This is a genomic window from Kineothrix alysoides (genome assembly GCF_000732725.1).
Taxonomy (GTDB): Bacteria; Bacillota; Clostridia; order Lachnospirales; family Lachnospiraceae; genus Kineothrix; species Kineothrix alysoides.
Window position 1 is genome coordinate 1900387 of sequence record NZ_JPNB01000002.1, and the last position, 20996, is coordinate 1921382.

Sequence of the window (20996 nt, forward strand, 5' to 3'; positions counted from 1 at the left end):
AGTTTGTTACTATTTGGCCGTCCACATCGCGAGATAATTTTTGTGAGCGAAGCGCATTTTTGTTCTACATTAGTTGTTACTATGGTGCCGTAGGCTGAATAGTTGCAGAAGGAGAAATGTAATTTATGAAAGGTTTGACATTTACGCGGGAAGGGAATGAAAGGAAGTGGGAACTGGCGGCAGAGATCGTTTTTTATTTGCTCGTGTTTGCGGCGATTGCTTGTTTTGCTATGATTCAGACCTATGGAGACCCGCCGGATGAAATCAATCGGTTCAAGGTGGTAAACTTTATTAGGAATCATGGAAGGCTGCCTTATGGCGGGGACCCGGAGGTAATATTAAACGGTTATGGGGCTTCGTATGCTTTTCAGCCTATATTGACTTATATTATACAAGGATATCTGCTTCGTTTTCTGGGGCTGTTTACTGCTGACGGATATGTGCTTCTTCTTGCGGCGCGGATGGTGAATGTGTGTTTCGGTGTACTAATGGCATATTTTGTGCGCATTATTTCCAAGGAGGCGTGGAGGAACCCGTATATTCAGTGGACTTTTACGCTGTTGGTGGTTTTCCTGCCGCAGAATATATTTATCCATTCCTATGTCAATACGGATTCTATGGCGATGCTATCGGTCTCTATAATATTTTATGCTCTTTTGCGTGCACAGCGCAGGGGCTATGATAAGAAGGACTGTCTTCTGTTGGCGGCAGGAATTATACTGTGTGCAATGTCCTACTATAATGCTTACGGTATTATTTTGGCGGCGATACTTATTTTTATCATAAGTTTTATAAACATGGTGCCGGCTCAGGATGGCGAAGACGGGAACATGAAGCTAAAGGTAAAATGGCGGCAAATGTTACGAAATGGCGGCTTTATATCCGTTATTGTTTTGCTCGGTATCGGCTGGTGGTTTATCCGCAATGCGATTCTTTACGGAGGAGATATGATAGCGATGAATGCCCGCCTGGAATGCGCCATAGAGACCGCTACGGCGGAGTTTAATCCCTTGACACGCTTTACCTATCAGAAAGAGGGGATTCCTTTAAATGAGATGTTGTTCGATACGGGATATATCACCCTGCTCAGAGACAGTTTCATCGCGATGTTCGGGCCGATGCTGATTCCTACGCATGGGTTGATTTATATATTTTATAAGCGTCTGTGGATAATAGCTTGTGTATTGGCGTTATTGCCGGTTAAGGCAATAGGGGGGATACTTGCAAGAAGGAGTGAAGGATTTGAGAAAGGCGGGAGAAATCTGCAGGAGGAAGCTTCAATATGGGAGTCTTATCGCAATACGGGTAAAAAGGATACGGTTGTTTTTTATGCTTGTATGGCCTTGTTCTGCGCGATAACGATTGGACTTAGCATTTATTATTCTTATACATGGGAATTTCAGCCTCAGGGAAGGTATGTCCTGCCGGTTTTGATTCCGTTCATGTATCTGGTGGCGATAGGAGTTCAAAAGGCGTGTATAGTACTTGAACGGATTCGGATGAGAAGTGCCGGTAAATTGCTTTGCCTGGGAATTATGGCATATGTGATGCTTTCCTTTTCCTACAGTCTTTTTAACCGCTTTATACCGTATTATTTGCAGGGAGAAAACATGTTTTCCATGTATGGGAATGTCTTTGTGCCATAAATACCTATATATAGCATGCGATATACCTTATCTTGACCATATTCAGGTTGGATGGTATGATAGAAATCGGCGTTACTATTGAGCAATATACGATAATATCTTGCATGATTTGCGGTTTTTAGAATCAGAATTACTTCAGAGTTTCTTTTACTTTTGAAAGGAGAACGTTTACAGACATGGCGGTAAGAATACATAACTTTTTGGGAAGATTAGGATGGAACGCGAGGAAATATCTCCCGATGCTGTCCAGTGAAAGCTATCTGAAGCTTCAGTTTATAACAAGAAGAAAATTACAGAAAAATTACATAGATCATTTTATGGAAAGAGAAGAGGTTCCCATGCCGTTAGTCGTAAATTTGGAGACGATTAACCGCTGCAATAGCACGTGTGAGTTCTGTACGGCTAATAAAAATGCGGAAAAGAGGCCTTATAAGCGCATGGAAGACGAGCTGTTCTACAGCATCATCGACCAGTTAGCAGAGTGGGGATATAAAGGGCATCTGACGATGTATGGTAATAATGAGCCGTGGCTGGACACCCGCATCGTGGAATTTCATAAATATGCAAGGGAAAAGCTTCCTGAGGCGTTCATTTTCATGTCTACGAATGGACTTTTGCTGGATGTAGATAAGGTGAAATCGGTTATCCCATATGTAGACCAGCTCATTATAAATAATTACAGTCTGGAGATGAAGCTGCACGAAAACATTCAGGTGGTCTATGATTATATCAAGGCTCATCCGCAGGAGTTTGGAGATGTGGATATACTAATTCAGATGCGCTATTTAAAAGAGGTACTTACGAACCGTGCGGGCAGCGCTCCGAATAAGAAAGCCACTGAGAAGGTAATTACTGAAACTTGCCTTATGCCTTACACGGATATGTGGATTATGCCGAACGGGAAATTGGGAATTTGCTGCTGCGATAATTTAGAGGTGACGGATTTGGCAGATTTGCATGAGATGCCGTTAAAAGAGGCGTGGAACAGCAAGAAGTATCAGAAGCTTCGAGAGGCGATTCGGACGGGGAGACAGAACTATCCGTTCTGCAAGCACTGTGACTTTATCGATGCAGGACTCCGTATGGATGCGGTGGACGATGTACTGAGGAATAATGATGAAATACACGGGGCTAGACAGTCCATGTTTAAAAGGTAGATAAGTAAAAGGGACGGCAGTGGCAGTCCCTTTTATTAGTAGGGGCTCGGATTAGGAGAAGGAGAATGGTGGAGTGAAATCTAAAAAGAGAAATATGATTTATATGGCAGCAATGGTATTAGCGTTTGCGTTGATGTTAACATCCTGCGCAGCGAGTGCCGGTACAGAAGAAAACACAGTAGAAAATATTTCGAATAATTCTTCGGAACAAAAAGATTCACAAGATAATTCGCCCCAGTCGGGTACTGCACAGGAGGAAGGCAGTACTCAGGCGGAAGATAGTGTACAGAATAAAACGGATGCACAAAGAGAGGGAAATTCCGGGGATAAAACCAGTATGACGGATGATGAAGCAAAAAATGAAGAGCAGCAGCCCCTCTCTCCTTGGGCCGGCAAAAAAGTCTCTATCTGCGGCGACAGCATTTCTACCTTCACCGGTTTTATTCCGGACTATTACAGTAAATTCTATCCGGAAAACGGCGATATTACGGATGTGAACGATACCTGGTGGATGCAGGTGATAAAACGTACAGGAATGGAGCTTTGCCGGAATGCGTCCTTTTCAGGAAGCACGGTAAGCGGGCAGTCTCAGGACAATCATGAAGGAAGGTATTCCTGCGGCAATCAGAGGATGGCGGATTTGGCAAGCGAGGAGGGGGACTGGCCGGATATAATTATCATTTTGATGGGTGCCAATGACTTGCTTAACCATATCCCGTTAGGAGCTTATAACAGCGCTTCAGCAGTGGAAGAAGGATATATACAGACCTTCAGCGAAGCTTATGCGCTGATGTTGGATAAGATGAAGACGTGGTATCCCGATGCTGAAATTTATTGCTGCACCATTGCGGAGGTATCCCGCTGGAACGATGCGGGAGAAAAGTTCCCATTTATGAACGAGCACGGCCTGACAGTGAAGGACTATAATGCATGGATAACTGCCATTGCACAGGAAAAGGGAGCGAAGCTTATCGATGTGTATAACTGCGGAATAACGTATGAAAATGCGCAGGAATATACCAGTGACGGAACGCATCCTAATGCGGCAGGGGCGAAGCTCATTGCGGATAAGGTCTGCGAGACTTTTCAATAAGAAGAAGGTATCCCAATCGTGTTGTGGTTGGGATACCTTTTCTATATTTGGTTATTCTATTTCGTTGGTTTTGGCGTCTTCGTGATACTCTTTTTCCGTATTCACGTTCCATATGTTACGCTTGTCCTTTATGCCGTTTTTGATATTTTTTACGGCTTCGAAGGAGGTGCACATGGAATGGTCGATATTGTTATAACGATGCTGGCCGTTGCGGCCTACGCAATACAGGTTATCGATCGTATTTAAGTAATCGATGAGCTTATCTATATCCTTGTAAGTATCGAAGTAAGCGGGATATGCCTTTTTCACACGCTCCACATGGGTGTCTAACACCTCGGAGGCGCTGTCGATAAGCTGTATTTTTATCATTTCGGCAATAGCGTATTCGGAAAATTGTTCATCGGTCATGGACCAGAAGCGGTCCCCTTCGTTACAAAAATATTCCAGTCCTACCCATATAGTATGTTCCAAATCCTTAATCATATAAGGAGACCAGTTGTTATATATCTGCAAACGCCCCATATCTACAGTTCTGTCATGAACGTAAATCCAGCAGTCGGGGACGATGTCTCCCACGGTCCTCATTTTTGTCAGGTTTTTAAGGTTCAGCTTCGGAACGAGAACGCCGAGGGTCATGTAATCGCGGTAAGGTAGTCCTGACGCTACTGCGGCGATATTCTCGGGCACATCGTTCATGCCGCCCACTAAATCTTTAACCGGCATGGAGGAGATAAAAATATCGCCTTCCATGGTGGAGGTTATTCCGTCGTGGGTATAGGTAAGGGCTGTGATGCGGCCTGTTTCGTCTTTGGTAAGGCTCGTTACTTCGCTGTTTTTCAATATTTTTCCGCCAAGTTTGATGATTTCTTCGGCGGTTACCTCCCAGAGCTGGCCAGGACCGAGCTTAGGATACTTGAACTGCTCGATTAGAGATGTCTCCACCTTGCGTCTCTCTTTTCCGGGAAGCATTTTTGAGAAAACGTCCTTAATAATTGCGATAATAGATAGTCCTTTTACCCGCTGGGAGCCCCAATCGGGAGCAATTTCACTGGGATTTCTTCCCCAGAGATTTTCGGTGTAGTTTTCAAAGAACATGGAATAAAGTTTTCGCCCGAAGCGGTTGATATAAAAATCTTCCAGAGAATTTTCTTTTCTTTTGTAGACAAGAGCCTTTAAATAACTGAATCCAACGATGATGGTCGTAATAAATCCCATATTTTTAATCGTTTCGAACTTTAAAGAAATCGGATAATCGAAGAACTTTCGGTTGAAGTAAATGCGGGATACGCGATTTCTGTTCAGCATGACACGGTCTTCTTTTTCCGGGTCCGGTCCGCTTTCGGCAAGCGGCATAGAGCGGCTTAGCAAAATATCGTCGTAGGATGGGTTGCCCTGCTCCGGCAGCATGCTTTCCCACCACCTGTTAACTTCGGGCACCTTGGAGAAGAAGCGGTGTCCTCCCATATCCATGCGGTTTCCATTGTGGTTTACCGTTCTGGAGATACCGCCAAAGGCAGAGCTTTCCTCGAATATGACCACTTCGAACTCATTATTGCCATGGTCATCTGCCTGTTTGTTTGTCAGCAATTCATAGGCAGCAGTCAATCCGGCAGGACCAGCCCCTATGATAAGAACCTTCTTCATATATTAAAATTCCTCTCATATCAACTAATTATTTGTATTTTCCCAATTCGTAACAAAAACAAATGTTACAGTTTAGATGAAGACTGAACCGTAACAAATAAGCCACAATTAAGATATATTTTAACATGTAATCGATAGAATGTCTATTCTCAATCTCGGGTATGAAACCGCCTGTATCGGGTTTTCGATTGTTTATATATAAATTTATATAAAAAATAAGCTGGACAAATATTCCTGAGATGGTAATATTTTTATGAGAAGCTATGAAAGATATCTGGTTTTAAGGTATAATACCTTGTAGTTACTGTTTCAAACCATTATAATAAAATGAAATAAAAACAAATGAATTTATCGCAGAAAATAAAACATATTCCACAAAGAAATGGGAAAGCTTGCAGTTATGGCTCCACTATCTTGTCAGCAGCGCCTTGGAAAATCCGGAAGAGGAAAGAGTCGTTCGGATACGGTTATGTTGAAAGTGACAAGAAGAAAATTACAGCAAACAAAAAAGAAGCGTTGGAGGCATTGATAGAAAGAGAAAATTGTGGGAAGAAGGGGATGCGAATATGGAGAATGAGCATAAAACACTCAATGAGTACAAAACACTCAATGAGTACAAAACACTCAATGAGTACAAAACACTCATAGAAGAAAGACAGGCTCACATCCGTTTATCGGTGCAGGACGGAGCAAAATACGCGATTTTACCGGGAGATCCGGGAAGAATCGACCATATTAAGAAGTTTTTGACGGATGCGAAGGAGCTCCAATATAACAGGGAAATGCGAAGTGCCAGCGGATATTACAAGGGCATTAAGATACTGGCAGTTTCTACCGGAATGGGCGGGGCTTCCACAGGAATTACCGTAGAGGAGCTGCGCAATATCGGAGTGGAATATATGATTCGCATCGGGAGCTGTGGTGCTCTTGACCCTTCCATACGCCTCGGGGATCTGGTCCTCGTAAACGGGGCGGTAAGGGATGACGGAGCCTCTAAAGCCTATATTGAGCCGGTATATCCGGCCATTCCGGATACCCGTCTTCTTATGGCTACTATTCGGTCGGCGGAGGAGAAGGGATTTCCTTTCCACATCGGGAAAGCGAGAAGCCATGACAGTTTTTATACCGACAAAGAAGAAGCCATCGATGCCTACTGGTCGGCGAAAGGAATTTTGGGAGCGGATATGGAGACGGCCGCGCTGTTCACAATTGGAGCTCTGCGGGGGGTAAAATGTGCCTCTATTTTGAATACGGTGGTGGAGTTCGAGGCCGATTTAAAGCAGAATATCAACGATTATGTGGACGGAGAATCTATCGTAAAACAAGGCGAGGAAAATGAAATCATTACAGCATTGGAAGCCTTTGTCATACAAAACAATACGAACAATTAAACGGAGGGAATAAGGAAATGAGTAAAAATGGAAAGAGTTTATGGTCACTGAAATTTAACACGGCGACGCTGGTATTGATTCCGGCGGCCATCGGAATCAACTATCTGGGCAAGCTGTTTGCCGGCGCGCTGAAGCTTCCGCTGTGGCTGGATGCCATCGGAACCTGCCTGGCAGCGGTGCTTGCAGGCCCGATTGTGGGCGCGCTATGTGGTGCTGCCAATAACATTATTTACGGACTTACGATGGATCCGATTTCGACGGTATACGCCTTGACGAACATCGCTATCGGTCTTGTGGTCGGTGTATTGTCTTACAAGGGCTTTATGAAAAATATCAAGCTGTCACTAGTTACCGCCATCATAGTCGGTTTTGTTGCCGTTGTGGTATCCACGCCCCTTAACATGATTTTCTGGGGAGGAACTACCGGAAATATATGGGGCGATGCCGTTTATGCATGGGCACTGGCACAGAATATACCGGTATTTATCGCTTCATTTCTGGATGAAGTTATCGTAGACCTTCCGGATAAGATTGCAGTTATACTGATCGTATTTGGAATCAGCAAGAGCCTGCCTAAGAGCCTGGTGGCACTGTATCAGAGCGGAGATACGATTGAAAGTCTGGACGATTAATCTAAGGAATCTAAGGAAGGCATATTTATAAAATGAAGAGTATTAGTTTGTATGAAGAAAAAGGTTCGTTGCTGAATAAGATGGCGCCGGAAAGTAAAATACTTTATATCGTGGTCGCTCTCTTGCTGCCTGTTATCATGGGCAGCAAGTGGGTCAGCGTCGGATTCATTGTCTTCAGCGCTTGTTTGCTGCTCATATCCAAGGTGCTTAGAAAGACTGTGCCGATTTTGAGCATTTCGGGCTTTGTCCTGCTTACCGTTGTTATCATTCAGGGAATATTCCGCGCCGGAAATGTTACTCCGGTGCTTACTGTCGGTCCTGTCAGTTTTTACGAAGAGGGACTTTATTTTGCTTTGGGAATCGTGATCAATGTGCTCAATATCCTGCTGAGCTTCTGTGTGCTGATTCTTACTGCAAAGCCCTCAGATATTGTGGAGAATTTCGTGAGGAAGGGTTTTTCGTCCAGGTTCGGATACGTGTTCATATCTGTTTTTCAGATCATTCCTCAGATGACGGAGACCATGTCTACCATTACCGATGCGCAGAGAAGCAGAGGAATGGAGACAGAGGGAAATCTTCTGGTGCGTATCAAGGCGTTTATTCCCTTGATTTCGCCGGTAGTTATGAGTTCGCTGATCAATACGAAGGAACGCGCTTTGGCGCTGGAGGTACGAGGATTTAACGCGAAAAATAAAAAGACATTCTTAAATGATGAAAAAAAATGCGGTGCTGACAGATACGTTCAGCTCGGGATGCTTATCCTGCTCGCCGCGGGCATTGTGTGGAGGATTGCAGGATGGAAATGAGTACAAAACACCCAAAGATAATCGTAGAAAATTTAAAATACAAATATCTTGCAACGGATTTTTTGGCTCTGGATGGTATCTCCTTTTCTGTGGAGCAGGGTGAATTTATCGGAATCATAGGAAAAAATGACTCCGGAAAGAGTACTCTCTGTCAAGCTATTGCGGGGCTGGTTCCTAATTTTTACAAGGGAGCCTACGGGGGAAGGATTCTGATTGACGAGCTGGAAGTAAAGAATGTGGATTTGGACGAGCTTTGCAAAAAAGTCGGCATCGTATTTCAGAATCCTTTCAATCAGGTTACCGGCTCTAAGCTCACGGTATATGAAGAAATTGCCTTCGGGCTTGAGAACTTGGGAATCGAAAGGCAGGAAATGATACATCGTATCGACGAGGCGATGGAGCTTTTGGATATCATGAAGTACAAGGATAGGGAACCCTTCGATTTGTCGGGCGGACAGATGCAGCGTATGGCCATTGCCGGAATTATCGCAATGCAGCCTGAAGTCATCGTATTGGACGAGCCTACTTCACAGCTAGATCCGCAAGGCAGAGAGGAAGTGTATCAAGCGGTACAGAAGTTGAGCAAAAAAGGAATTACCATATTCATGGTGGAACATAACGTGGAAAAAATCGCATCATACAGCGATAGGGTTCTGCTTTTGGACGGCGGGAAGCTCATCGATTTCGATACACCCCAGAGAATTTTTTCGAGAGAAGATTTGGACACATACGGAGTAGAGCCCCCGGCGTTCACGAAGATTTGCAGAGAACTGAATCTTAAAAATGCTGAGACCGGCTGTTATCCCGTAACACTGGAGGAGGCTTATGATTTACTTAGCAAGGAAAAGAGGGGGATGTAGATGGAAATGAGTATGGGACACTCAGGAAAAAACATAAATGAGTACAGGACACTCATGCAAATCAAGGATTTACATTTTTCTTACACCGAAGGGGAGGAGATTTTAAAAGGGCTTAATTTTGCTATCGATGAGAGGACGACTGCTATTATCGGGCAAAATGGTGCGGGAAAGACCACCTTTGTAAAGCTGCTGAAAGGTTTGCTTCGGCCTACAGAGGGGGCTGTGGAGTTCGACGGAAAGGATATACGCGATATAACGGTGGCACAACTGGCCAGACATATCGGTATGGTTTTCCAGAATCCCAACGATCAGATTTTTAAGAACCGGGTTCTTGACGAGGTCATGTTCGGTCCGCTTAAAATCGGTATGGGAGAGGCCGCAGCCAGAGAAAAATCGTTAGAGGCGCTGGAACTGGTGGGACTGTCCGGCCATGAGGATAAAAATCCTTACGACCTTGGCTTGTCCAGCCGGAAGCTCGTGGCAATCGCTTCCATCGTAGCGATGGATCCCAAGGTAATCATATTTGACGAGCCAACAATCGCTCAGGATTACTATGGAAAAGAGCGGATCAAGTCGGTAATCCGCAAGTTAAGGAGTGAAGGTGTCACTGTCATTACCATCATTCATGATATGGATTTTGTGGCGGATGTTTTCGAGCGTGTTATTGTATTTGCCAAGGGGGGAGTGCTTCTCGACGGCAGTGCGAAAGAGGTTTTCGCGGACGAGACCATTCTGAAGGAGGCTTATTTGGAGCAGCCAAATGTGACCAGACTTTGCCAGAGTCTCGGTTATGAAGAGGTCTTTTTAAATGCCGGTGAATTTGTGGCTTATCAGCGTGAGAAACAAAATCTAATCACTAACTGACCAGGTTTTTGCTTCCTCCATATCGGTACAAAAATAAATTTGTCCTTTTCCTAAGGAAGTCCCTTTTATAATGCGGGTGCTTATCTTTGCAATATGCTCCGCTCGGAGATTTTGTTATCATAATTATACCTTATGTCCGCTTTGGCGGACGGGGAATCAATAGTTGAAAGCGCTTTTCTTTCACACTTATCACCTTTAGCCTGTCAGACAAGCCATTCTTTCGCTAACTCTGCATCTGTAAAATATGCCTTTGTAATGCCTCTATTCTCCGGAGTCTGTTCTAAAATATTATGAAATCTCCACTTTGTAAATCCATCTAAACCTATAAACGCTATCTTGTATGTATGTTCCCGAAGCCGGGAAATGCTTTCAATTATTAATCTCATAGTTTGCTTATCTAAACTGTTTTCGTCCATGTTATACCATATCCTGAACATGACATGAGAAGGCTTGGATGAGAAGAATGCTTCAATTTTTGACAGGCGGTCAAGAAGCGCTTTTCTGTTTGTCTTATATCCGTCCAAATGGCAGCAATATATTTCACAGTTACGATAGGAAATAATTATGATTGGTGTTTTGGATTCCACAATTTCCATAATATTCACTCGCTTTCAATCAAATCCGATAAAGGTCTTTGCATACGGATATGCTGGCACCACCCAATCGCTTTTTGCATAATACCGATTCCGTAATAGAGAGTAGACAGTTTGTAATAAAAACATTCGCTATTCTCTAATTCGTTAAATTTCTTTTCTAAGTCAAGGAGCTTTTTCAAATAATTTCTGTTGTTTATTTCATACTCAAATAGCTGGCGCTCACGAATTTCCGGTGATAATTTGTCAAAAAAATAGACCTTGGACAGATGGGTATTGGTACCTTCAAATATATCCATTGGTGAAGAAAGCCACTCAAAAAAATGGTCCTGTCCCTCCTTTGTAATGTGATAAAATATTTTTTTTCTGCCGCCCTGTGGTTTTTCAGACGTTGTTAAAAAACCTTTTTCGGTCAATCTTTTTAAGGCGGGATACAGACTGCCATAGCTCGCCTTATAGAAAACACCGATGCCGTTTTCTATCATTTTTTTGATGTCATAGCCTGTTAAGTCATGTTCCAATACCATACCTAAAATAATAGATTCTAACATTTTAAAACCTCCGAATTGATATATCTATTAGATATATTGTAATGTTGGTTTTGTGCTATGTCAAGCCAATAATAGGAAGGCATGTATACAGATACGTCTTATTTTAGTTTCCTAAATGGTTTATTATCACCCATCAGAGCACGAAAAGTGAGTGGTAATATGTAGCAGGATGAAATAACAGGAGGAAGGAAAAGGAGAAAAGCGATGTATAAAATAGATGTATGGACAGATAATGCGAATTGGGTTAAACTTACAAATAGCAACCTGCAATCTGGGTATAAAGAATAGTGAAACGGAGCAGACAGTAATGATCGTAGTTAAAATTTTAGGCATTATATTATGGATGTTTGTGCTTCCCTTTTGTATCGGGCTGATCCCTTTGCGGTGGATACCGAAGGAAAAGAAAAATATAGGAGTGGTATTCATCGCCGGTTATGTTATTATGCTTCCGATGTGCTGGCTGGTAACAGTGCCTGCGATACTTCTTGTAAAATACAGCAGCTTCCTTGTTATGGTACGCATTTTTACTGTGGGTATGGCGATTGCGGCAGCAGCAGGCGTAGCCTTAAGCGCATGGGCTGTTAGGAAGAAACAGTGGGTGTCCTTAAAACCAGTATTTCGGTGGACGGATGTTTCCATAGAAGAGAAAATAGAATGGATCTTATTTTTGGCACTCATTGCATTCCAGCTTTATAAAGCGTTTACTCTCACCTCTTTTGACGGAGACGATGCAGAATACGTGGCGCAGTCTCTGGTGACTCAGCAGAGCAATACAATGTATTTGATCAAACCCTATACAGGAGGGACAACCTCTCTGGATATCAGACATTCTCTGGCAGTGCTGCCTATATGGATTGCATACGTGGGAAGGATGACGGGAATCCATACAACGATATTGGCGCATAGTGTCATTCCTTTTGTGTTTATCCCTCTGACCTATGTGGTTTACTTTGAAATCGGTAAACAGCTTTTGCGTAAGAAGAAAGAACTCTTGCCGGCATTTATGGTGTTTATGGCTCTTTTGCAAATATTTGGAAACGTGTCCATATATACCAACGAGACCTTTTTCCTGACGAGAACATGGCAGGGAAAATCTCTGGCGGCAAATTTCGTGCTTCCTCTTATCGTATGTCTGCTGCTGTGGATATTCGATAAGGAGAATGAACATAAGACACGAAAAGAGGGACGCTTGGAAGAAAAGGAAAACACCTTTGGCCTATGGCTCCTCTTATGGCTTGCAAATATGACAGCGGGCGTATGTACCTCCATGGTGGTATTCCTCGGAGCGGTGATGATAGCAGTTATCGCATTCTGGATGATGATAGCGGAGCGGAAATTCAGCGTGCTCATCAAGGCAGGAATCGTGTGCATACCTAATGTGGCATATATGATATTGTACTTACTTTTGCACATTTAAGAATATAATAGGAGAATTTTTGGTATGTATGGAATTTTTATGGAGAGCGTGGTCATTTTTAAAAACTATACGGGAAATCGCCTGACGATAATCTTGTTTTTATTGTCGTTAGTCTTTCTGCTTTTTATGGAAAAGGATAGAAGGCGGAGAGCTATCTTCGTGTATACGCCGCTTACACTGCTGTTTTTGTTTTTCTTTCCCATCTTCCGAAAAGTGTTCGTGCGGTTGATGAGCGGAGAGGGGGATACCTATTACAGGGTACTCTGGCTCATTCCTATGGGTATTATTATCGCTTACGCGGGGGTGAAGCTGGCTGCCTTATTGTATGATAAATTGGAAGGAAGGATATCATCCAATCAGGGAAATTGGATGAAGAGGGCGGTGCTGGCCGCTTTGGCAATAGCAATCGCTTTTTGCGGAAAATACGTGTATGCCAGTCAATATATGTCGAAGGCGGAGAATCTCTATCATCTTCCTCAGACCGTAATCGATATTTGCGACCTGATAGCTCCTGAGGACGGCGAAGAAAGAATTTGGTCTGTCTTTCCCACTGATTTGGTTTATTTCGTAAGACAGTACGATACGGATATACAGATGCTTTACGGCAGGGAAATGGTAGAACCGAAATGGCAGTATGCGGAGCCGGTGCATACGATTATGAACAATCCGACGATTATCGATATCGAGGAGCTGTTAAAGCTGACGCGGGAAAGATATTGCACGTATATCGTGCTTCCTAATAACAAGGAAGTGACGCAGGCCCCTGAGAATTTTGGTCTGGAGCTTCTGGATACGATAGACGGCTATCCGGTTTATTACGATCCGGTAGCAGCAAGCACGAAATAAAATAATGCGGAATGCATATTTTTTATGCATCATTTGTTGCTGAGAACGGAGTGAACAGTAACAGCGAAAGGCTGAATAGGAACTGATTGGGCGGGTGTAAAGATGTTATTTAACTCATATAAATTTGTATTTGCTTTTCTGCCGGCGTGCCTTCTGATCTATTACTTGCTGGAAAAAAGGGGCAGAGGCGCGAAGCTCTGGCTGATAGCAATATCCCTATGGTTTTACGGGAGTTTTCGGACAGGGTATCTGCTGATTCTTATAGCGAGTATGGCTTTTAATTATGGGGCGGTTCATGGGATGAGCCGGGTGAAAGAAAGTGTTTCATACTGTAAAAAAGGGCTGTTGGCAGTCGGAATCCTTGGTAATCTGGGGCTTTTGTCCTATTTTAAATATGTCAATTTCTTTATTGATAATATAAACGCATTGGGGGGCAATTTGCCGCTTTTACAAGCGGCACTACCTATCGGAATCAGTTTTTTTACCTTTTCACAAATTTCTTTTTTGGTGGATAACTATAGGGGGGAAATAAAGTCCTGTGGATTTATGGATTATGTGCTGTATATTTCTTATTTCCCTAAGCTGGTGGAAGGACCTATCGTTTTCCATGCCCAGATGCTGCCGGAATTTACACAAATCGGGAAAAGAGGATTCGATGCGGAACGTTTTATGCGAGGACTTTGCCTGTTTGTTTTCGGTATGTTAAAAAAGGTAGTATTGGCAGATACCTTCGGCGGAGCTGTAGACTATGGCTATTCCAATCTGGGAAGCATGCACGGCACCGATGCCTTACTTTTGGTGATTTTTTATGCGCTTCAGCTTTATTTCGATTTCAGCGGTTATATAGATATGGCGATAGGAATCAGCCGCATGTTCAATATAGATCTTCCGATAAACTTCAACTCGCCCTATAAGGCACAAAATATTGTGGATTTCTGGAAGCGGTGGCATATTACTTTGAGCCGATTTTTCACGAAATATGTATATATTCCTCTGGGGGGGAACAGAGAAGGAGTATGGAGAATGTATCGCAATCTGCTGATCGTATTTTTGCTCAGCGGTCTGTGGCATGGGTCGGGAATGGGTATAAACCACTCATGGAACTTCATTTTATGGGGAATGCTTCACGGGGTATTGTACGTATTTACCCGTATGTGGCAAAGAAGGATAGCGAAACCGAAGGAAGGAAGCACAGTACATAACTTGAAGACATCATTCCTTCATGGGATGAGCGTACTGCTCACCTTTGGATATGTCAGTGTTACGTGGGTATATTTCCGGGCAGAAAGTGTGGCGCAGGGGAACGAGCTTTTGCGCTTGGTAATAAAGGGTGGATTTGCCCGCATAAATAAGAATCTTGCTGAATACTTTAACCTGGATGAGTTCTGGTATGTCTTAAAGGTGCTTCATCTGGATAGCTGGGAATACGGACATTATATTATGATGTTCGTCATCACGGCGTTCTCCCTTCTGCTCGTGTTTTTCGGCAAAAATGCGATGGAAATTTCCGAAAAAATAAAGCCGAAAGTGTGGTCGGCAGTGATAATGGCGGGACTGTTCCTGTGGTGTGTCCTGGCCTTTTCAAATGTCAGCAGTTTTCTTTACTTTAACTTTTAATGGGAGCAATGCTTGGGAGTATGCCGATTGGTATGCACTTGAAAAGCTTGAGGAATAAAAGAGAATGAAACAATATAAAAAGTGGCTATTAACATTTATTGTAACGCTTGCGGCGGCAGCGGCAGCAGTAATACTTCTTGTGGTGTATGTGGATCCGTTTTTTCAATATCATGAACCATTGGAGGACTTTCCTTACGTGGTGGATAATCAGATCAATCAGAATCCGGGGATGGCTAAACACATGGACTACGACAGTGTGATTCTCGGCTCCTCCATGACGGTAAACTTCAATACGGACTGGTTTCAGGAGCTAATGGGACTTGAGACCTTGAAGCTCAGTTATAGCGGCGCGTTTCCCAAGGATCAGGCGAACATCATGGACATTGTTTTTGGAAGCGGCCATAAGGTAAAGGCAGCCTTTTTGGGAATCGATGTGATTACCTATACAGGAGGGGTGGAGGAAACGAAGTATCCGATTCCGAAATACTTGTATGATGATAATGTGTGGAATGATATTTCCTATGTACTGAATAAAGATGTGCTTCTGGAATATATTCTAAGGCCGCTTGCGGATCCGGACAAGACGGATCTGGCTACCGTTTATGCAAGCTGGTGGACGGAGGAATATTATAATAAACAATGGGTAATGCATAACTATGAGCAGCCGGAGCTGGTGCAGGAGGGGGCGGATCCCGAAAATTACGTGCGCAATGTAAAGGCGAATCTGGATACGAACATCTGTCCTTATATTGAAGCGAATCCGGATACGGAATTTTATATTTTTTATCCTCCTTACAGTATTTTGTTCTGGAATGACGTTTTGAGGGAAAATCATATGGAAGCTACCTTGAGGGAATACGAGTACCTGACGGAGCGTTTGCTGGAATATGATAATGTAAGAGTATTCTTTTTTTGCGATCAGGAATGGATTATAAGCGATTTGGACAATTATGCGGATTACAGTCATTACCATCCGGATATTAACCGCTATATGACGGAATGCTTCGCTTCAGGCGAGTGCGAAGTGACAAAAGTGAATCTTCATAAGGAGCTTGCAAAGATGAGGGATATTGTTGCCTCTTATGATTTTGAAGAGTTATTTTCGGTAGAATACTAGTTATAAAAAACGGGAGCGACAGAACTAAACTGTCGTTCCCGTTTCGTTAACTGAAAGATTTTATTTGGAAGAAGTGTGTCCGGTATTTATAACTTCTGCCAGCCGATCGGCGAGAGCATTTCTTCCGGCATCGTTTAAATGGATATAGTCGGTCATATAATCCCTGTAATTATCCTCGTTTATCGTGCCGTAATAGTTGTCGATGATGGACACTCCGCAGGAAATTGCCACATCTACTTCCTTCACAAGATAATGAGGAAGAGCGCCGTTTCCAAGGTCCACAGTGCCTCCGTTCTGGTAATTGCCGTTCTCATCGATGCACTGCGCAAAGGTATGGGACATGACGAAGATACGGATATAGGGGTAAGCTTCCTGAATTGTCTCAATGGCGTTTCGGAGGCCTCCGGTATAAGCGCTGAGCTCATAAGGGTCGTTTGGATTGTCGGAAGGAACTTTTTCTAAATAATCGATAGCATCATACATGATGACGATGGTATCTATCTTATTGTAATCGATGGATGCCAAGATTTCTGCCGACTGTGCATATTTTTCATCTTGTTCCGCTGCCGCTGCGGATGTTAAAGCAGTGAAGTCCTTGCTTGCGATGCTTTTTGCCACGTAAGGAAGATTAAAGTTATCCCTTGGATACCCTTCGGTGTAAGCGGAGTGTTTCGCTGCGATACCGGAATCAGGAAATCCACCGTTATATACGGTAGCTCCCGTTTTTTGCGCTAAGAGGGCGGTAAAGCCATTTTGCCCCATTTCATCGGTAAGAGGATTGCCTCCAAGACAGAGAATAGTGTTCTCTCCGTCGTCCGTTCGTCCCTGCAGTTTAGTTTCGCTTAAGGGAATGATGGTGTCCAGTGCTTCGATGTCATAACCCTCTGCCAGATTGTTCGGGTCGTAATCGGACCGGGTTCCGATGTTCCAGATAACGAGTTTTATGATGGCAACCGCCGCAATGATAAGAATTGCGCCGAGAAGTATATAATGCCAGTTAAAGGATAATTTCTTATTTTCATTTTTATTTTCAGTTCCATTTTCCATAACGATTCCTCCGATGAGTGTATATTATACGTTACTATTCAGCATTCCATATCGCAAAGTATTTTTTGTTTCGCGCGTGAAGTAACGGGACAATGTTCCTGTGAATGCATTGCTGCCAGGAAGCCACAGGCTGAATAGTAACTATTGTACTATTATTTATTTCAAAAATCCATACAAAATATGAGCCGGATAAAATTTTAAGATTTATTTTATCCGGCTCATATTCCTTCTCTTTCTTCTTTGTAATACCCCAATTTTGTCAGCAGTGCTGATTATTAAGCTCCTTGTACCACTTGCTGTACTTATACATGCGATAGGTGGTGCTGAGCTCCTTTAATTGTTCCTTATCGGCACATTGCTCTTTAAAAGCGCTTCTCTGTGCCATATCCATACAAACGTAATCCATGTATGGAATGCGAAGCTCAATAATGGCTCCTCCGCATTTTGGACATGTCATCTTGTGACCATTTAGCATGTGAACCCGATGACAAGGTTTGCAATAGTGCATGTACATCATGAAAAAAATCCCCTTTTCCAATAACATAATATAATTAAGCCTGTTTTTAATTGTGTCAGTTATGACGAAAAAAGTCAATAACTTAATCGAGTAATTCATCGACAAAATTCGAAAAAATACTAATTTAATCATACAATTGATGAAAAATATGTAAATCATGAAAAAAGTACGGCAAAATGCCCTCATAGATTTAGGATATACGTTGCACTAGGAGAAGAAGTCAGAAAAAGGAGCGATATGGTGAAAAACATTGAAAAAATGGATTTTTTATGTTAATATGTTACCAAATGATTATTTTGGAGGGGTTTACATAAGCAATGAAAAAAGAGTATAGAAGATTTGATAATGTTATTATGGACATGGACAACGAAATTAATAATTTTGATAATATAAAAGATTTAAATTTCATGGATTTAGATGAAAATGACTATTATGATGAGGACGAGTTTTACGATGAAGATGAGTACTCTGAGAGAAGTGAATATCTGGAGGAAAAAAGGTATTCCAAGGAGAGAGAAAGCGCTCCGTTAAAGAAGAGAACATCGGCTGAGAAGAAAGAAACTCCGACAGAGAAGAAGATAACGGTCAGGAAGAAAGAGGCGCCGGCTGAGAAGAAGATATCGGTCAGGAAGAAAGAGGCGCCGACTGGGAAAAAGATATCAGTCAAGGAGAAAGAACTATCGGTCAAGAAGAAAGAAATGCCGGCCGGGAAGAAGACATCGTCTAAGAAAGAATACGCATTGGAGAAGCGAAAAAGCACTTCGGGCAAAAAGACAAAGGCGGCAGCTAAGAACTCCCGGGATAGAAGGAATAATGGTAAAGAAAGTCGTCTATGGTATAAAATAAAGCATATGGATACCATCGATAGAATCGTGGCATCTACCGGTGCCCTGATTATGGTTTTTGCCATTGTGACATGTACGATGTATGCGGACGCGAAGGCGTCTGATATGCAGGTAGCTTCCTTTCAGGAGATAGGCGCCGGAATGGAAGGAATCGAGGTTATCGGAGAAAGCGGACTTTTGGCAGTGGCTGACGCGCAGGCAGCTAAGGTGGCTGTTCAGGAAGAAATGACCGAGGCGGTGACGGAGTACGAGGAGAAAGAGCTGGAGACGACGGAGGCGGTCAAGGTAGAGATGCACCTTAGCTCCATGCAAAAGGACTTAAAGATAAAGTTCGTGAACAGCGCGACCGGCAAGCTGGTAGCAAGCGTGCCCTTTGAAGTAAATATTACGGATGGGGGAGGGAAAACCTACACGCTGAAGGATGAAGACAAAGACGGAATTATTTATCGGACCGATATGGCGGCGGGTAAATGCAGTGTTGCCATGGCAAGCATTTCCGGTGCGGAGGATTATACCTTTTCCACCGAAAGCGTGTCGGTTACCATAAAGGATAAAATCGAATATAAGAAGGTAGATGTTTCCGATGAGGTAAAGAAGGAATCGGACGTTAACGTTGCGGCAGAGGATACGAAGAAGCAGGAAACGGCGGTTGAATCCGTTCTTACGGATACGGTAGCGTGGGTGGAATCCACGAAGACGGCATTAAACGGATCGGGAACCGAGGCCGGTTATGAGGAAGTATCGAAGGATAAGATTACGGACCCTAACACCCTTGTAAAAGCAAGCGGATTCATTCGTTTTGCGGCAGCGACCACAGATCAAACGGCTGCAGGTACTACAGTGCCAACGACCGATACGACAGCTTCGGGCACCGCAACAACACCTACGGATACAGGGACGCCACCCACAGATACAACACCACCGCCTGTGGTCACAGAGATAAAGGTCAGTCTGGACAAAACCAGCCTTTCTTTGAAAACGGGAGAGACTGCTGTTTTGACGGCAACCACGGATCCTGCAGGAAATGCGGTGGAGTGGAACAGCAGCAATGCAGGAATCGTATCGGTAGCCGGAGGAACTATTGCGGCAGTGAGCGCCGGAACGGCGGATATTACAGCCAAAACATCTACCGGACATATAGCGACCTGTACGGTAACAGTTATAGAGCCTGAGAAGGTGAAGCCTTCGATTACAATCAGCGCAGCGACCGGAAAGGTGCTTACGGAAAAGACGTTTAAGCTTACTGCGGAAGTAAAAAATGCGTCAGATGTCTCCATCACATGGTCCTCCAGCAACAGTGCGGCAGCGACAGTGTCAGGTGACGGCACGGTAACCGGTGTGAGTGCCGGAACTACGACGATTAAGGCGATGAGCAATGCAGATAATTCTATCGCAGCGACCTGCGAAGTTACCGTTAAGACTAATCCGGAAAAGGACAGCTCCACAAAGTTGAAAGACAACTCCGGCAATCAGCTCTATGTTAAGGAAACGGACAGCAAATTCAGAGAAGCCGTTTACTCCGATTATTTTAAAGCGGATAAATTTTATAAATTATCATCGGCGACTGCCGAGTACAAATATACCGGCTGGCAGACCATCGACGGCAAGACTTATTATTTCAATGCGGACGGCAGCAAGGTAACCGGTGAACAGATTATTAAAGGAGCGAAATATAATTTCGGCAGTGACGGAGCATTATCTTCCTCCTCAGGCAATATGGGAATCGACGTATCCAAGTGGAACGGAAATATTGATTGGAACGCCGTGAAGAATTCCGGCGTATCCTATGTTATCATTCGCTGCGGTTACCGCGGCTCCAGTACGGGAGCTTTGATTGAGGATCCGAAGTTCCGCTCCAATATTCAAGGAGCTTCGGCAGCAGGCCTTAAGGTGGGCGTGTATTTCTTTACGCAGGCGGTAAACGAGGTGGAAGCGGTTGAGGAAGCCTCCATGGTAGCAAGCCTGGTCAGCGGTTATAAAATTTCTTATCCTGTATTTTTGGATGTAGAGCCTAGCGGCGGACGGGCGGATAACATCGGTAAAGATGCAAGAACTGCAGTCTGCAAAGCATTCTGCCAGACTATTCAGAACTCAGGATATACGGCAGGAATCTATGCGAACAAGACATGGCTGACCTCCTATATCAATACGGCAAGCCTTACCAGCTATAAAATATGGCTGGCTCAATACGCGGCTGCCCCTAGCTACTCGGCGACGAAGTACGATCTGTGGCAGTATTCATCCAAAGGTTCCGTATCGGGCATAAGCGGTTCTGTAGATTTGAATATCAGTTACTTGGGATATTAATTATTTTTTATAAATTGTATAGAATATTGCAAAGGGGAAAAGAATG

Annotated in this window: 18 protein-coding genes; 13 read left to right on the forward strand and 5 right to left on the reverse strand. The window is 43.6% G+C overall.

The annotated features are described in order from the left end of the window. The first annotated feature begins 125 nt into the window (after positions 1 to 125). From CC90_RS0119675 to CC90_RS0119685, 3 genes are all read left to right on the forward strand, one after another. Complete coding sequence (locus CC90_RS0119675) at positions 126 to 1646, forward strand: phospholipid carrier-dependent glycosyltransferase (RefSeq protein WP_031392421.1); 1521 nt, start codon at positions 126 to 128, stop codon at positions 1644 to 1646. A gap of 176 nt (positions 1647 to 1822) precedes the next feature. Continuing rightward, a complete protein-coding gene (locus CC90_RS0119680) occupies positions 1823 to 2803 on the forward strand; it encodes a radical SAM/SPASM domain-containing protein (protein WP_035315862.1) in 981 nt (326 codons plus the stop codon). Positions 2804 to 2876: 73 nt separating this feature from the next. Further along, a complete protein-coding gene (locus CC90_RS0119685) occupies positions 2877 to 3896 on the forward strand; it encodes an SGNH/GDSL hydrolase family protein (RefSeq protein WP_031392423.1) in 1020 nt (339 codons plus the stop codon). A gap of 51 nt (positions 3897 to 3947) precedes the next feature. On the opposite strand, the gene CC90_RS0119690 is transcribed toward CC90_RS0119685, so the two are convergent. Next, positions 3948 to 5540, reverse strand: coding sequence for an NAD(P)/FAD-dependent oxidoreductase (locus CC90_RS0119690; RefSeq protein WP_031392424.1), 1593 nt, complete (start codon positions 5538 to 5540; stop codon positions 3948 to 3950). Positions 5541 to 6184: 644 nt separating this feature from the next. Between CC90_RS0119690 and CC90_RS0119695 the strand changes: the two genes are divergently transcribed. Genes CC90_RS0119695 through CC90_RS0119715 form a run of 5 tightly spaced genes read left to right on the forward strand, consistent with a single transcriptional unit; the run spans position 6185 to position 10093 of the window. Then, entirely contained in the window at positions 6185 to 6931 is a 747-nt protein-coding gene (locus tag CC90_RS0119695) for a nucleoside phosphorylase (RefSeq protein ID WP_031392425.1), read from the forward strand. 17 nt (positions 6932 to 6948) lie between these two features. Next, complete coding sequence (locus CC90_RS0119700; protein WP_031392426.1) at positions 6949 to 7563, forward strand: membrane protein; 615 nt, start codon at positions 6949 to 6951, stop codon at positions 7561 to 7563. Positions 7564 to 7595: 32 nt separating this feature from the next. Then, positions 7596 to 8369, forward strand: a complete 774-nt coding sequence (locus CC90_RS0119705) for an energy-coupling factor transporter transmembrane component T family protein (RefSeq protein ID WP_031392427.1) — start codon at positions 7596 to 7598, stop codon at positions 8367 to 8369. Continuing rightward, the gene (locus tag CC90_RS0119710) at positions 8360 to 9229 is read left to right on the forward strand and encodes an energy-coupling factor ABC transporter ATP-binding protein (protein ID WP_242843345.1); all 870 of its coding nucleotides are present in this window, start codon (positions 8360 to 8362) and stop codon (positions 9227 to 9229) included. The genes CC90_RS0119705 and CC90_RS0119710 overlap by 10 nt, the downstream gene beginning before the upstream one ends. Then, on the forward strand, positions 9230 to 10093 hold the full coding sequence (locus CC90_RS0119715; RefSeq protein WP_242843346.1) for an energy-coupling factor ABC transporter ATP-binding protein: 864 nt from the start codon (positions 9230 to 9232) through the stop codon (positions 10091 to 10093). A gap of 203 nt (positions 10094 to 10296) precedes the next feature. On the opposite strand, the gene CC90_RS0119720 is transcribed toward CC90_RS0119715, so the two are convergent. Beyond that, positions 10297 to 10689: a hypothetical protein gene (locus tag CC90_RS0119720; RefSeq protein ID WP_031392430.1), complete on the reverse strand. Its 393-nt coding sequence runs from the start codon at positions 10687 to 10689 to the stop codon at positions 10297 to 10299. Positions 10690 to 10694: 5 nt separating this feature from the next. Further along, positions 10695 to 11237 (reverse strand): PadR family transcriptional regulator, encoded by a 543-nt coding sequence (locus tag CC90_RS0119725; RefSeq protein WP_031392431.1) that lies wholly within the window; start codon positions 11235 to 11237, stop codon positions 10695 to 10697. 307 nt (positions 11238 to 11544) lie between these two features. Here CC90_RS0119725 and CC90_RS0119730 point away from each other — a divergent pair, with 307 nt between their 5' ends. From CC90_RS0119730 to CC90_RS0119745, 4 genes are all read left to right on the forward strand, one after another. Further along, positions 11545 to 12654: a DUF6077 domain-containing protein gene (locus CC90_RS0119730; protein WP_132038503.1), complete on the forward strand. Its 1110-nt coding sequence runs from the start codon at positions 11545 to 11547 to the stop codon at positions 12652 to 12654. Positions 12655 to 12678: 24 nt separating this feature from the next. Then, positions 12679 to 13500, forward strand: coding sequence for a hypothetical protein (locus CC90_RS0119735; RefSeq protein ID WP_031392433.1), 822 nt, complete (start codon positions 12679 to 12681; stop codon positions 13498 to 13500). Between the two features lie 102 nt (positions 13501 to 13602). Continuing rightward, a complete protein-coding gene (locus tag CC90_RS0119740) occupies positions 13603 to 15117 on the forward strand; it encodes an MBOAT family O-acyltransferase (RefSeq protein ID WP_031392434.1) in 1515 nt (504 codons plus the stop codon). Between the two features lie 64 nt (positions 15118 to 15181). Then, positions 15182 to 16234, forward strand: coding sequence for a hypothetical protein (locus CC90_RS0119745; protein ID WP_031392435.1), 1053 nt, complete (start codon positions 15182 to 15184; stop codon positions 16232 to 16234). Positions 16235 to 16294: 60 nt separating this feature from the next. On the opposite strand, the gene CC90_RS0119750 is transcribed toward CC90_RS0119745, so the two are convergent. After that, the gene (locus CC90_RS0119750) at positions 16295 to 17281 is read right to left on the reverse strand and encodes an SGNH/GDSL hydrolase family protein (protein WP_031392436.1); all 987 of its coding nucleotides are present in this window, start codon (positions 17279 to 17281) and stop codon (positions 16295 to 16297) included. A gap of 259 nt (positions 17282 to 17540) precedes the next feature. Then, on the reverse strand, positions 17541 to 17738 hold the full coding sequence (locus tag CC90_RS24275) for a hypothetical protein (RefSeq protein WP_132038502.1): 198 nt from the start codon (positions 17736 to 17738) through the stop codon (positions 17541 to 17543). Positions 17739 to 18115: 377 nt separating this feature from the next. On the opposite strand from CC90_RS24275, the gene CC90_RS23415 reads away from it, so the two are divergent. After that, positions 18116 to 20950: a GH25 family lysozyme gene (locus CC90_RS23415; protein WP_051869810.1), complete on the forward strand. Its 2835-nt coding sequence runs from the start codon at positions 18116 to 18118 to the stop codon at positions 20948 to 20950. Positions 20951 to 20996: the final 46 nt, after the last annotated feature.

Coding starts and splice junctions, on each gene's coding strand:
- CC90_RS0119675 (WP_031392421.1), top strand. CDS start 126: ATGAAAGGTTTGACATTTACGCGGGAAGGGAATGAAAGGAAGTGGGAA.
- CC90_RS0119680 (WP_035315862.1), top strand. CDS start 1,823: ATGGCGGTAAGAATACATAACTTTTTGGGAAGATTAGGATGGAACGCG.
- CC90_RS0119690 (WP_031392424.1), bottom strand. CDS start 5,540: ATGAAGAAGGTTCTTATCATAGGGGCTGGTCCTGCCGGATTGACTGCT.
- CC90_RS0119700 (WP_031392426.1), top strand. CDS start 6,949: ATGAGTAAAAATGGAAAGAGTTTATGGTCACTGAAATTTAACACGGCG.
- CC90_RS0119705 (WP_031392427.1), top strand. CDS start 7,596: ATGAAGAGTATTAGTTTGTATGAAGAAAAAGGTTCGTTGCTGAATAAG.
- CC90_RS0119710 (WP_242843345.1), top strand. CDS start 8,360: ATGGAAATGAGTACAAAACACCCAAAGATAATCGTAGAAAATTTAAAA.
- CC90_RS0119715 (WP_242843346.1), top strand. CDS start 9,230: ATGGAAATGAGTATGGGACACTCAGGAAAAAACATAAATGAGTACAGG.
- CC90_RS0119720 (WP_031392430.1), bottom strand. CDS start 10,689: ATGGAAATTGTGGAATCCAAAACACCAATCATAATTATTTCCTATCGT.
- CC90_RS0119725 (WP_031392431.1), bottom strand. CDS start 11,237: ATGTTAGAATCTATTATTTTAGGTATGGTATTGGAACATGACTTAACA.
- CC90_RS0119730 (WP_132038503.1), top strand. CDS start 11,545: ATGATCGTAGTTAAAATTTTAGGCATTATATTATGGATGTTTGTGCTT.
- CC90_RS0119735 (WP_031392433.1), top strand. CDS start 12,679: ATGTATGGAATTTTTATGGAGAGCGTGGTCATTTTTAAAAACTATACG.
- CC90_RS0119740 (WP_031392434.1), top strand. CDS start 13,603: ATGTTATTTAACTCATATAAATTTGTATTTGCTTTTCTGCCGGCGTGC.
- CC90_RS0119745 (WP_031392435.1), top strand. CDS start 15,182: ATGAAACAATATAAAAAGTGGCTATTAACATTTATTGTAACGCTTGCG.
- CC90_RS0119750 (WP_031392436.1), bottom strand. CDS start 17,281: ATGGAAAATGGAACTGAAAATAAAAATGAAAATAAGAAATTATCCTTT.
- CC90_RS24275 (WP_132038502.1), bottom strand. CDS start 17,738: ATGACATGTCCAAAATGCGGAGGAGCCATTATTGAGCTTCGCATTCCA.
- CC90_RS23415 (WP_051869810.1), top strand. CDS start 18,116: ATGAAAAAAGAGTATAGAAGATTTGATAATGTTATTATGGACATGGAC.